At 74.6% G+C, this 12,921-nt stretch carries 10 protein-coding genes; 7 read left to right on the top strand and 3 right to left on the bottom strand.

Translation table 11 applies throughout. The annotated features are described in order from the left end of the window. Positions 1 to 15: 15 nt before the first annotated feature. Together ACSJJR_RS07720 and ACSJJR_RS07725 are read right to left on the bottom strand one after the other, a co-directional pair. Positions 16 to 1,860: an AMP-binding protein gene (locus ACSJJR_RS07720; protein ID WP_435942858.1), complete on the bottom strand. Its 1,845-nt coding sequence runs from the start codon at positions 1,858 to 1,860 to the stop codon at positions 16 to 18. A gap of 113 nt (positions 1,861 to 1,973) precedes the next feature. After that, positions 1,974 to 4,472, bottom strand: coding sequence for a HelD family protein (locus ACSJJR_RS07725; RefSeq protein ID WP_435942859.1), 2,499 nt, complete (start codon positions 4,470 to 4,472; stop codon positions 1,974 to 1,976). A gap of 277 nt (positions 4,473 to 4,749) precedes the next feature. Here ACSJJR_RS07725 and ACSJJR_RS07730 point away from each other — a divergent pair, with 277 nt between their 5' ends. Beyond that, positions 4,750 to 5,664: a proteasome assembly chaperone family protein gene (locus ACSJJR_RS07730; protein ID WP_435942860.1), complete on the top strand. Its 915-nt coding sequence runs from the start codon at positions 4,750 to 4,752 to the stop codon at positions 5,662 to 5,664. 61 nt (positions 5,665 to 5,725) lie between these two features. On the opposite strand, the gene ACSJJR_RS07735 is transcribed toward ACSJJR_RS07730, so the two are convergent. Next, positions 5,726 to 6,469, bottom strand: coding sequence for a spermidine synthase (locus tag ACSJJR_RS07735; protein WP_435942861.1), 744 nt, complete (start codon positions 6,467 to 6,469; stop codon positions 5,726 to 5,728). A 110-nt stretch (positions 6,470 to 6,579) separates the two neighbouring features. Here ACSJJR_RS07735 and dinB point away from each other — a divergent pair, with 110 nt between their 5' ends. The 6 genes from dinB (at position 6,580) to ACSJJR_RS07765 (ending at position 12,851) form a co-directional block, all read left to right on the top strand. Continuing rightward, positions 6,580 to 7,809, top strand: coding sequence for a DNA polymerase IV (dinB, locus tag ACSJJR_RS07740; protein WP_435942862.1), 1,230 nt, complete (start codon positions 6,580 to 6,582; stop codon positions 7,807 to 7,809). A gap of 190 nt (positions 7,810 to 7,999) precedes the next feature. After that, positions 8,000 to 8,365, top strand: coding sequence for a DUF3040 domain-containing protein (locus ACSJJR_RS07745; protein WP_435942863.1), 366 nt, complete (start codon positions 8,000 to 8,002; stop codon positions 8,363 to 8,365). Positions 8,366 to 8,838: 473 nt separating this feature from the next. Beyond that, a complete protein-coding gene (gene mraZ / locus ACSJJR_RS07750; protein ID WP_435942864.1) occupies positions 8,839 to 9,270 on the top strand; it encodes a division/cell wall cluster transcriptional repressor MraZ in 432 nt (143 codons plus the stop codon). 204 nt (positions 9,271 to 9,474) lie between these two features. Then, complete coding sequence (gene rsmH / locus ACSJJR_RS07755; protein ID WP_435942865.1) at positions 9,475 to 10,626, top strand: 16S rRNA (cytosine(1402)-N(4))-methyltransferase RsmH; 1,152 nt, start codon at positions 9,475 to 9,477, stop codon at positions 10,624 to 10,626. Next, complete coding sequence (locus ACSJJR_RS07760; RefSeq protein WP_435942866.1) at positions 10,623 to 11,030, top strand: hypothetical protein; 408 nt, start codon at positions 10,623 to 10,625, stop codon at positions 11,028 to 11,030. The genes rsmH and ACSJJR_RS07760 overlap by 4 nt, the downstream gene beginning before the upstream one ends. A gap of 6 nt (positions 11,031 to 11,036) precedes the next feature. Further along, complete coding sequence (locus tag ACSJJR_RS07765; protein WP_435942867.1) at positions 11,037 to 12,851, top strand: peptidoglycan D,D-transpeptidase FtsI family protein; 1,815 nt, start codon at positions 11,037 to 11,039, stop codon at positions 12,849 to 12,851. Positions 12,852 to 12,921: the final 70 nt, after the last annotated feature.

Genomic DNA, 12,921 nt, shown 5'->3' on the forward strand with positions numbered 1-12,921 from the left:
GGGGCGACGCCCCGGTCACCGGTGCGTGCGGGACCTGCCCTCCCCGTCGCCCGGGCCGCCCCTGCGCTCCCGCCCGCCCTCGCCCAGCCTCTCGACGATGCTGGAGGCGACGGCGTCGGAGGCCGCGGAGGCCGCCTCCCGGGCGGCGAGCAGCTCCTCACGCACCACCCGGCGCAGGATCTTGCCGATCTGGGAGCGCGGCATCTCCGTGAGGATCTCCACCTGCCTGGGCAGGGCGTAGTGGGACAGGGTCCGCTCGGCCCAGGCGCGCACCTGCTCCAGGCTCACCGTCTGGCCCTCCTTGGGCACGATGGCGGCCACGACGCGCTCGTTGCCGGCCTCCCCGGGCAGGCCGACGACGGCGACGTCCTCGACCTGGGGCATCGAGCGCACCGCCGCCTCGACCTCGGTGGGGTAGATGTTGAAGCCGCCCGAGATGATGAGCTCCTTGCGCCGGTCGGCGATGACGTAGAAGCCGTCGGCCTCCTGACGCACGAGGTCGCCGGTGCGCAGCCAGCCCCCGGGCAGGAGCACCGCGTCGGTCTCCTCCGGGTTCTCCCAGTAGCCCACAAAGACCTGCGGGCCTCGCACGAGCAGCTCGCCGACCTCGCCGGGGGCGACCTCGGTGCCGGGGTCCTCCGGGTCAACGATCCGCACGTCCGTGGAGGGGAAGGGCACGCCCAGGGCTCCGGGGCGCCGCTCGGGGGAGATGGGGTTGCCCAGGGTGATGGGGGAGGACTCGGTCATGCCGTAGCCCTCGATGATGACGCCCCCCGTGGCCTCCTCCCAGGCCTCGGCCACCGCCCGCGGGTTCGCCGCCGCGCCGCACACGGCGATCTTGCACGAGCTCAGGTCCGCGCCGGTGGCGTTGGCGCGCGAGACGATCCGGTCGAACATCACCGGCACGCCCGGGAAGAAGGTGGCCGGGTGGCGCTTCCACGCCGACAGGACCATGTCGGCGCTGAACTTGGGCAGGATGACCTGGGTGGCCGCCAGTCCGACGGCGCACAGCAGCGACAGGCTCAGGCCGAAGGCGTGGAAGAACGGAAGCACCGAGTAGAAGGTTTCCTGTCCGTGCTCGCAGGTCTGGGAGGCCCAGGCCAGGCTCATCTCGGCGTTGGAGCGCAGGTTGCGGTGGGTGAGCTTGACGGCCTTGGGGGTGCCGGTGGTGCCGCCGGTGTAGAGCAGGACGGCGACGTCGTCAACATCGGGCAGCCGGTGGCCAGCGGGCAGGGGGGTGCAGGCGGCCACGAGGTCGTCCCAGGAGCGCACGCCGGAGGGGACCGGGCCGCGCAGCTCCGAGCGCTGGGCCCGGGCGGCGGCCACGGGCAGGCTCAGGGCCAGGCGGCTGGTCCAGGGCAGGTGGCGCGAGAGGTCCACCGACAGCACGCGCCGGCCGGTGAGCCCCGCCGCGCTGAGGGAGCCAGAGGCCTGCACGAGGCGGGCGAGGGTCTTCTCCCAGGCGATGATGACCTGGCCCCGGTGGATCTCGATCTGCTCGCGCAGCTGGGCGGCGGGGGCGAGCGGGTTGTGCTCGGCCAGGATGGCGCCCAGGCGCCACACGGCGTAGGCGATGACGACGTGCTGGGGGCAGTTGGGCAGGATGACGCCGACGACGTCGCCGGGGCCCACCCCCAGGGCACGCAGCGCCTCAGCCGCCTGGGCGACCTGACGCGACAGCTGGGCGTAGGTGGTGGAGGCGCCCAGGAAGTCGAGGGCGAGGCCGTCGGGGTGGCGGCGGGTGGCGTCGTCGAGCATCCGGGACAGGGGCTCGGTGACGGGGGCGATAACTCCGGGGACCCCGGGGGCGTAGTGGGGGCGCAGGTAGCGCTCGGAGGTGTCGCCGACGTGCTCGCTCATGAGGCTTCCTTCCCGGGAGGCGGTCTGGGGCGGTGCGGCCCCACGCAACCGTAACCTACGGTTGCGTAACCACGCGCCCCCGCCGTCCCGGCCGCCCTTGGTGGCCGGGACGGTCAGGCCGTCCGCTCCCGGCCGGTCACGCCGTCGGTCAGGCCGTCGGGCAGGCCCTCGGGCAGCCGGTGGCGTGAGACCAGGTGCAGTCGGCGCGTTGGCCTGGTCATCGCCACGTAGAGGTCGCCCGGGCTGCGCTGGCCCACCTCAGCGGCCTCCACGAGCACCACCGTGTCGAACTCCAGCCCCTTGCTCGTCACCGGGGACATCACCGCCAGGCGGGCGCGCAGCACGTCCCCGCCGGGCGCCTCCATGGCGGCCTCCAGCACCGGCTCCTGGGCCAGCACACGGGCCACCGCGGCCGGGTCTGGCGCGATGACGGCCATCCGCCCGCCCCCCGCGCCGACGCTTGCGTCCAGGGCCTGCGACTCAGCCAGCACCACCGCGCGCAGCAGCCGCTCCCACTGCTCGTCGTCGGTGTCCTGCCCTGACGGGCACGTCGCCGCCAGGCAGCCATCGAGGTCGCGCGCCGAGCTCACCGGGTACACCGGCGGGTGTCCCAGCATCTGCGCCACGGACTCCGCGGCCGCCATGATCGTCGCCGGCGTGCGGTAGCAGACGGTGAGGACCTCCTCGCGCAGCGGCGTCGAGCCGCCCGTCCTGGCGCCGTGCCCCCGGCGCCGCCGGCCGGGGCGGGGAGCCTGCCCGCTGCCGGTGGCTGCACCGGCGCCCAGGGCGGAGAGCGCCTGTGCCCAGGAGGAGGGCGCGTGCGGCCCCGAGTACTGGGCCAGGTCCCCGACCACGGTGAAGGAGCGCACCGGGCAGCGCCGGGCCAGCGCCCGCCACGCCATCGCCCCCAGCTCCTGGGCCTCGTCGACGACGACGTGCCCGTAGGTCCACGTCCGGTCCGCCCGCGCCCGCTCGGCCAGCGTGAGCGAGGGACCCGTGTCCGCCATGCGGTCCGCCAGCATCTCGGCGGTCACCATGCCGTCGCCCAGGTCCTGGGAGGCGATGGCCTGGGCGGCGTAGGAGACCAGCTCCTCACGGCGCCGCGCCTCCACACGCGCCCGCTGCGCCTGGGCGTCCTCGCTGGGGCCCAGCAGCTCGCACAGCTCGTCGATGAGCGGCACGTCCGCCTGGCTCAGCTCCGAGCCCGCCGGGCGCGCGAGCAGGGCCCGCTCGGCGGCCGTGAGCTCGGGCGCCAGGCGCTCCAGGAGCGCTGGCCTGGCCCACAGGCGCTCGAGGAGGCCCACCGGCGTCGTCGGCATCCAGCACAGGTTGATCTCCCGGCGGGCGTCGCGTGCGGTGCGGATGTCCTCACGGATCCACGCGCGCGTGTCCGCGTCCGAGGCGTCCTGGCGGGTGGCGCGCGCGTACTGGTCCGTCAGGCGCTCGAGCAGCCACAGCACGAAGGTCTCGCGGGCGAGGTTGTGGGGCCTCCCGGACCGGCGCGCCCGGCTCACCGCCTCGGCCACGTCCGCGGGCCGCAGGGTCAGGCGCACCCCCTCGACGACGATCTCGCGCGGCTCGGCGGGCACCCGTTGCAGGTCGCGCACGGCGCGCCGCAGGACCTCGGCCCACAGGGCCCGGCCCTTGAGCTCGTGGACCGCCGGTGCCTCAGTGCCTCGTGCCCGCAGGCCGGGCACGAGGTCGCCGACCGTCGTCGCCACTACCCCCGTCTCACCGAGGGAGGGCAGCACCTGCTCGACGTAGCGCAGGAAGGTCCTCGACGGGCCCACGAGCAGCACCCCCGAGCGCTCCAGGCGTGCGCGCTCGGAGTAGAACAGGTAGGCGACGCGGTGCAGGGCCACCGCCGTCTTGCCTGTGCCCGGGCCGCCCTGGACGACGAGCACGCCCTTGCCGTCACTGGTGACAATGCGGTCCTGCTCCGCCTGGATCGTGGCGACGATGTCGCCCATGCGCCCGTCGCGGGCGGCGCTCATGGCCGCGATGAGCGCGCCCTCGCCCTGCAGCCCCTCCACCGCCGCACGGGAGCCGGACCAGGCGTCGTCGCCCAGGGCGCTGACGTCGATGACCTCGTCCTCCAGCCCGACGACGCGGCGCTGACGGGTGTCGATGTGGCGCCGGCGCACCAGGCCCATCGGGTCGCGGGCCGTGGCCTGGTAGAAGGCCCGGGCCAGGGGCGCGCGCCAGTCGAGGACGACCTCGCGGCGGCGCCCGTCCTGCAGCCCCGTCCGCCCGACGTAGTGGCGTCGGCCGCCGTCGGTCACCCCAGCGCTTGTGGCGCCGGCCTCGACGGCCTCAGGGGACAGGTCCATGCGGCCGAAGACGAGCCGGTCCTCGACCCCCTCCAGGGAGGCGACGAGTCCCGCGTAGTGGGCGGCGTAGGCGTCGCGCTCGCCCCGCGACTGGTGGGTGCCGCTCGCTCCTGCCGCCTCCGTGCGCGCCAGCGCCTGGCGGGCGGCCTCGAGCTGGCGGTCGAGCTCGCCGTAGGCCGTGTCCAGGAACACCTGCTCGGCCTGCACCTGCCTCACACGTTCCGACTCGGCGCTGGTGCGCACGCCGTCGGGCACGGAGCAGGTCTGGGGGGGCTGGGTCACGTGATCTCGCAGACTGGGCCCTTGCGGAGGTGCCCGGGGTGCTCGGGGGTCGGTGCGCGCAGGCGCGCGGGGCCGTCCATTATTGTCCCAGCGTGGGCACCCGTGCCGACGCCGACGCCGACGGCGAACACCGGGCCTGTGCTCATGGGCACCCGCGCCGGCCACGGCCCGCGGGAACAGGAGGCAGCCCGGCCGTGTTGCACGTCAGGGACACCACGACGGGCGCCTGTGGACCGACGACGCCCGTGGACCGACAACCGCCCGGAAGGAGGACAGGATGAGACCCCTGTACAGCGTGGAGCACCCCTGGGACGAGCCGGTCGCGCCGCGCGTCCTGCTCTACCAGCTGGCCGGAGCGATGGACGCGGGCCACGCGGGCCGGCTCGCCGTCGAGCAGCTGCTCATGACCCTGCCCTCCGAGCGGATGGCCACCTTCGACACCGACTCCCTCATCGACTACCGGGCCCGCCGCCCGATGATGGTCTTCGACACCCACTCCTACACGGGGGTCGAGATGCCCGAGCTCGTCCTGGACCTCCTCCAGGACGACGAGGGCCGTGACCTGCTGCTCCTGTACGGCGCCGAGCCCGACTACCGCTGGGAGGAGCTCGCCGGCGCCGTCACCCACCTGGCCCTGACGATGGGGGTGACGCAGGCGGTCTCCATGGCCGGCATGCCCATGGCGGTGCCCCACACGCGCCCCACCTACGTCCACCACCACGGCAACCGCCCCGAGCTCCTGCCCGAGCAGCCCGACTTCTTCGGCCGCGTCGAGTTCCCGGGCTCGATGAGCGGCCTGCTGGAGCTGCGCCTGGGCGAGTCGGGCCTGGACTCGCGTGGGCTGACGGTCTCGATCCCGCACTACGTGGCCCGTGACGACTACCCGGCCGGCGCCGCCGCGCTCCTGTCGGCCGTGGCCGAGACCACCGGCCTGGCGCTGCCCCTGGGGGACCTCGAGGCCGCGGCCGCCGTCAACCGTGCTGAGATCGACGCCGAGGCCGCCTCCCAGCCGGAGGTCGCCGCCGTCGTCGCCGCCCTCGAGGCCCAGTACGACACCTACGCGCCCCCGAGAGCCGACGCCGACGAGATCTCGCGCCTGCTCGACGTGCCCACCGCTGAGGAGATCGGCGCCCGTCTGGAGGCCTTCCTCGAGGCCAACGACGCCGCCGAGGAGGGCCCCCAGGGGAGGTAGGAGCGCGGCCGGCCGCAGCGCCCCGGGACGCTGCCCTTGGAGCGCCGCCGGCCGGGGCGGCTCAGGCGCGCGGCAGGGCGGGGTCGTCCAGGGACCAGGCACGCACCGGCAGCGGCAGCCGCCTGACCGCGCGATCGACCTCCTGCACCTGCCCGGGCGTCAGGGGGCTGCGGCCGGCCACGACGACGAGGTTGCCGCGCCTCCTGCCCCTGACGCAGGCGGCGTCCGCCACGACGATCCCCCCGCCGAAGACCCGGCGCACCGCCGCCAGCTCGGCCCCCGCCTCCTGACGGGGCGCCGAGACCGTGTTGGCCAGGTACACCCCGTCCGGCGCCAGCGCCCTGCGGCACGCCCGCATGAGCTCCTCGGTCCGGCAGGAGGCCGGCACCCGACCTGCCGTGAAGACGTCGCGCACCACCACGTCCCACTCGCCCTCGCGCAGCGACGGGGCCACCTCAGCGGCGTCGCCCACCCGGATGCGCAGCCGGGGCGCGCGTGGCAGGTCGAACCACTCGCGCACGCGCTGGGCGAGCACGGCGTCGATCTCCACCGCCAGCTGGGTCGAGCCCGGCCGCAGCGCCTCCCAGGCGCGGGCCAGCGCGCAGCCCGCCCCGCCCAGGTGCGCCGCGCGCACGGGCACCCCGGGCAGCAGCACGTCCAGGACGGCGTTCATCTGCTGCTGGTACTCGAAGTCCAGGTGCGTGGGGTCCACCAGGTCGATCCAGGACGACTCGGTCCCGTCCAGCAGAAGGAGGACCCCCTTCTCGCGCCGCTCCAGGCGCGCCACGCCCGTGGATGTCGCCACGTCTCCCACCGGCAGCGCCGCCAGGCACGGCGTGGCGCCGGGGCGCGACGTGGCGCCGCGTGCGCGCCTGCTGCTCCGACCTGCCACGGCAGGCAGGTTAGCCTGGACGCATGAGCCGGGCACCCAGGAACGAGGCCGCGCGCCGCTCCTGGGGCGAAGACGACAGTGCCACGAACATCCTGCACGTGGACATGGACGCGTTCTTCGCCTCCGTCGAGCTCCTTGAGCACCCCGAGCTGTGCGGGCGCCCCGTCATCGTCGGAGGGACGCACGGCCGTGGGGTCGTCAGCGCCGCCACCTACGAGGCCCGCGCCCAGGGCGTGAGCTCGGCCATGAGCATGGCCGAGGCGCTGCGCCGCTGTCCCCAGGCCGTCGTCCTGCCCGTGCGCCACGGCGTCTACAGCCGTGTCTCCGCCCAGGTGATGGAGGTCCTGGGCGAGGTCACGCCCGTGCTTGAGCAGGTGAGCGTCGATGAGGCCTTCCTCGACGTCTCCGGCTCGCGACGGCGCATGGGAGGACCGGTCCGCATCGGCCACTGGGTGCGTGCCGAGCTGCGCCGGCGCCTGGGCCTGCCCGCCAGCGTCGGCATCGCCTCCACCAAGCTCGTCGCCAAGCTCGCCTCCGCCCACGCCAAGCCGGACGGGCTGCTGCTCGTGCCCGCCGACGCCACCCAGGACTTCCTCGACGTGCTGCCGGTGGGTGCCCTGTGGGGCGTGGGGGACAAGAGCGCCCAGGCCCTGGCCCGCTGGGGCATCACCGATGTGCGCACCCTGGCCGCCACGGAGGTGCGCCGGCTGGAGCGGGTCCTCGGGCCCGCCACCGCGCGCCACCTGCACGACCTGTCCCACGGCATCGACCCGCGCCCGGTCGTCGTCAGCCGGGAGGACAAGAGCGTGGGCACCGAGTCCACCTTCTTCGACACGATCACCAACCGCGAGGACGCCCGCCGCGTGCTGCTGGACCAGTGCCACCAGTGCGCCGGGCGCCTGCGCCGGGCCGGCGCCCGGGGACGCACCGTGGTCCTCAAGGCCCGCGGCGCTGACTTCGTGACGGTGACGCGCTCGCGGACCCTGAGCGTCCCGACGGACCTGGCCCGTGACGTCTTCGCGGTGGTGGAGGAGCTCTTCGAGGCGCTGGGGGACCCCGTGGGCGGCTTCCGCCTGCTGGGGGTGCGGGTCGAGGGCCTGTCGCGGGCCGACGACGGCGTCCAGCTCCTCCTGGACGACGACGGGCGGCGGGGCGCCCCGGAGCGGGCGGCCGACGCCGTGCGGCAGCGGTGGGGCAGGGCAGCGGTCTCCCCGGCCAGCCTGCTGCGCCCCTCTCACCCGGCGCAGGGCTGAGACGCCGCGCGGCGGGGCGTGCGCGCTCGGCGGGGCGTGGACACGTTTTCCTCTGCCGCACGCCTGCGCATATCCTGTCCGCACGAGCGGGACCGCCTGGGCCCGTGCGCCGTCCTGGTGGCGGCGGCGGGCTGGTCGCAGGTCCCTCAGGAGCGCCGAGCGTGGGGGAGCCCGCGCCAGGAGGGAAGCCATGGCACTGTCGGAGCGTGAGCAGCAGGTGCTGCGCGACCTCGAGCGCCAGCTCCACGAGGACGACCCCGGTCTCGCCAGCTCGATCGAGCAGGCGGGCCGCACGCCGGGGCGGCTGTCGCCGCGCCACGTGGGCTACGGAGTGGCGCTCGTGCTCACCGGGCTCGCCGTCGTCATCGGCGGGGTCAGCGTGGGCCACGGCATCGTGTCCATGGTCATCGGCGTCGTCGGGTTCTCCCTGGCGGTGTGGGGTGTCACGCTTGTGCTCACCCGCCCCCAGGCCCCCTCTGCCGGGGCCAGGCGGGGCCGGGGCTTCATGGAGCGCCAGTCCGAGCGGTGGGAGCGCCGCCGCGAGGACAACCGCTGAGACCTCGTCCCCTGCGGCCGCGCTGACCGCCCTGCTGGTCACCCAGCGCTGAGGGCCGTCGTGCGGCCGCGTCGCTCGCCGTCCAAGGGGCCCTCGCACGTCCCCCCCCACCTTCCTCCACCTTGCTCCCACCTCCTCGTGCCGGTGCCCGCACGAGACCCGCTCCGCAACACCCGCCCAGCGTCCCCGCCATCCTCACGATGGCGGGGACGCCGCCGTGTGGAGCCCTGTCAGGGCCGTGCCCGGCCATCGGCGGCGCAGGTGCGCGGTGGGTGGCAGGCCCCCGCGCCCCGGCGCCGCACCGGGGTCCCGGGCGCGCCGCGTCCTCCACTTCCCTCCACCTGAGTAATCGGCGCGATGGTGCGGTCCGTGACCCAGATGTGACCGCCCGTCGCTCCCTGGGTGGGTGAAAGTGGGGGGGAGTGGGGTACTGTGGGGCGCACTGGGTCGTCGAGGGGGAAGGAGCGGACCTCATGTTCCTGGGTACGCACGCCCCGCGCCTGGACGACAAGGGACGTCTCATCCTCCCGGCCAAGTTCCGTGAGGAGCTGGCCGGGGGCGTCGTCCTCACCCGCGGGCAGGAGCACTGCGTCTACGCCTTCTCCACCGCGGAGTTCGAGCGCATGTACGCCCAGCTGCGTGAGGCTCCCCTCGCGCAGAAGCAGGCACGCGACTACGTGCGCGTCATGCTCTCCGGCGCGGACTCCCAGATCCCGGACAAGCAGGGCCGCATCACCCTGCCCGCCCCGCTGCGCGCCTACGCGGGCCTCGGCCGCGACCTCGCCGTCATCGGCGCCGGTGCCCGCGTCGAGATCTGGGACGCCGGCGCCTGGGAGCGCTACCTCGCCGCCCAGGAGCAGGTCTTCGCCGACACCGCCGAGGAGATCATCCCCGGCTTCTTCTGAGCCCACCCGGCGGGCCGCCGCCGCGACCCGCCAGCACACAACTGCACACCGGGACCGCCAGACGGCTCTCGCCGAGCGAGGTCCCCTCCCGCCACGCGTCCGACGTCCCTTCCCCGGCGCCGGAACCTGCGGGAGGAGTCCTGGCCCGACGAGCCCGCCTGGGCCCACCGCACCCGACGGCACCCGCACAGGAAGGAGGAGGACGTGCCCCGCACCAGTGAGCACGAGGCTGACGCCCCCCGGGCGCCGCTCGCCACCGAGGCCGCCCAGCGGCACACCCCCGTCCTCCTCCAGCGCTGCCTCGACCTGCTCGCGCCGGCCCTCGAGGGTGCCGACGCACCCGCCCACCCCGTCCTCATCGACTGCACGCTCGGCATGGGCGGGCACAGCGAGGGCGCCCTGAGCCGCTTCGCCGCCCTCACCGTCATCGGCATCGACCGCGACCCCGAGGCCATCGCGCTGGCCAGCGCCCGCCTGGCCCCCTTCGGTGAGCGCTTTCGGGCCGTGCGCGCCACCTACGACCACGTCCACGAGGTGGCTCGCACCGCCTCCCCCTACGGTGACGGCACCGTGGACGCCGTCCTCATGGACCTGGGTGTCTCCTCCCTCCAGCTCGACGACGCCGGGCGCGGCTTCTCCTACTCCCGGCCCGCCCCGCTGGACATGCGCATGGACCAGACCACCGGCACCACCGCGCAGCAGCTGCTCGACACCGCCGACGAGCACGAGATCACCCGGATCCTGCGCACCTACGGCGAGGAGCGCTTCGCCTCACGCATCGCCGCCGCCCTCGTGCGCCGCCGCGAGGCGGGCAGGCCCGTGCGCGACACCGCCGACCTCGCCGAGCTGGTGCGTGACAGCGTCCCCGCCGCCGCCCGGCGCGCCGGCGGGCACCCCGCCAAGCGGACCTTCCAGGCCCTGCGCGTCGCCGTCAACGCCGAGCTCGAGGTCCTCGAGCGGGCCGTGCCACGTGCCCTCAACTCCATCCGGGTCGGCGGACGCCTGGTCGTCGAGTCCTACCAGAGCCTCGAGGACCGCATCGTCAAGCAGGCGATCACCGCGGGCACCACGACCCGCGCCCCGGAGGGCCTGCCCTTCGTCCCCGGCTGCGCCGCGCCCTACCTCGCCGCCGTCACCCACGGCGCCGAGAGGGCCGACGACGACGAGCTGTCCCGCAACCCCCGCTCTGCCCCTGTGCGGCTGCGCGCCGCCACCCGCGTGCGCCCCGCCTGCGACGCGCCGGCCCCCGAGCCGCAGGGTGGCGGCGGGGCAGGACCCGGCCCACGCCGCAGCCGGCCGCGTCCGGCCAGGGCTGACCGCACGAGGAGGACCACCCAAGGAAGGACACGCAGATGAGCGCCGCCCACGCCTACGCGCCCGGGCCGTCCGGCCGCTCCCTGCCGCGCGCCGAGCACGCCCCGCGCCCCGTGCTCCACGTCGTGCGCGGCGTCGCGCCCGCGCGCGGGCGCCTGCCGGTGCTGCTCCTGGTCCTCGTCATCCTCCTCACCCCCTTGTTCGCCTCGACCTACCTCAACGCAGCCATGGCGGACACCGCCTTCAAGATGCACGACGCCCAGCAGCGGCTCGCCGCCGTCAACGAGCACATCGACACCGTCAACGGTCTGCTGCGGGAGGCCTCCGCCCCCGACTCCCTGGCCCAGCGCGCCACCGAGCTCGGCATGGTCCCCGCCGGCGCCCCTGGGGTCGTTGACCTCACCACCGGCACCGCCTCCGGCGGCTCAGCGGCCAAGCGGGGGTAGGAGAGCGTGTACCCCAGCCGACGTCGGGTCCTGCAGGCCGCGGGCGTGGCGGCCTTCGCCACGGTCACCGGGCGCACGGCCTGGCTGCAGCTCGTCAAGGGCCGCGACCTGGCCGAGCAGGCCCTGGCCGAGCGCACCGAGACCTGGGTCAACCGCGCCCTCCGCGGGAGGATCCTCGCGGCGGACGGCACCGTCCTGGCCGCCTCCTCCGTCTCCTACGACATCGGCGTCAACCAGGGTCTCATCTCCCAGTACGAGCACTACGTCTTCCACGACGACCCTGAGACCGGGGAGAGGACCGCCGAGCTCGTCGGGCACGGCGCCGCCGAGGTCGCTGCGCAGATCGCCCCGCTGCTGGGCGTGGACGCCCAGGAGCTCGGCGCCCTCATGGTCGGCAACAGCACCTACGTCGTCATCGCCGATGCCGTCAACCCCGAGATCTGGCGGCAGATCAAAGCCCTCGACATCCACGGCATCGAGCCCGACCAGCACCCCCACCGCTCGTACCCGGCGGGTAAGGTAGCCGGCAACATCGTCGGGTTCAGCTACGAGGACCCGCCGCGCGTGCTCGTCGGTGCCAACGGGCTCGAGTACTCCCAGAACGAGGTGCTCACCGGCATCGACGGCCGCGGCAGTGTCGAGCGCACCCCGGGTGACGTCAACATCCCCACCGGGCACCACGAGGAGGTCGAGGCCGTGGCGGGCACCGACGTGCGCACCACCCTGGACGCCGACCTCCAGACCGTCGCGCAGCAGGCCATCGATGAGGTCGTCACGGCCCAGGGCGCCGAGTGGGGCTGCGTCGTCGTCATGGAGCCGTCCACCGGCAAGGTGCTCGTCATGGCGGACTCCAACGCGATGGACCCCTCCGACCCCCTCGCCTCGGCCCCGCAGGACCGGGGCTCGCGCTGCGTCGAGGCGGTCTTCGAGCCCGGCAGCGTCGGCAAGGTCATGACCTTCGCGGCGGCCCTCGAGGAGGGCGTCGTCACTGCCGGGGACACCTTCACCGTGCCTGACACCTGGACCGCCGCCAACGGCCAGGTCTTCGAGGACTCCCACGAGCACGAGGTCCAGCGCCTCACGGCGGCACAGGTCCTGGCCGAGTCCTCCAACGTCGGCACCGTCCAGATCGGCGAGCGCGTCTCCGACGAGCGGCGCCACCACTACATCGAGGCCTTCGGCTACAACCAGCTCTCCGGCATCGAGCTGCCCGGTGAGTCCTCCGGGCTGCTGTCCGACTGGACCGAGTGGGACGACCGCACCCGCTACACGACGATGTTCGGCCAGGGAGTCGCCGGCACGGCCCTGCAGTCCGCCCAGGTGCTCGCCACCGTCGCCAACAAGGGCGTGCGCGTGGCCCCGCGCGTCATCGACGCCTTCATCGCCCCCGACGGCACCGAGACCCTCCAGCCCCGGGCACAGGGCGTGCGCGTCATCTCCGAGCAGACCGCTGCCGCGCTCACCGAGATGCTCATCGGCGTCACCCAGGAGGGGGGCACCGCCGAGGCCGCCTCCCTCGACGGCTACCTCGTGGCGGGGAAGACGGGCACCACCGAGATCCTCACGGGCTCGGGCACGGTCGCCTCCTTCGTCGGCTTCGTCCCCGCGCGCGACCCGGCTATCGCCGTCGCCGTCGTCGTCAACCGCCCCAGTGGCACCTACGGCGGTACCGTCGCCGCACCGGTCTTCCGAAAGATCGCCCTGGCCGCCATGCACTCGCTCGGCATCGCCCCCGATCCTCTTGTCATCGCCGCCCAGGCCGCCGCCGAGGCCGACGCCCAGGCTACAGCCCAGGCCACAGCCCAGGCCGACGCAGGCTGAGCCCGTGAGGCCCGCGCCGCGGTGCCCGCACGCCTCAGAGCCATCCCGCCTCCAGCCACGCTAGATTGAG

It is taken from the genome of Actinomyces sp. W5033, from assembly GCF_051303165.1.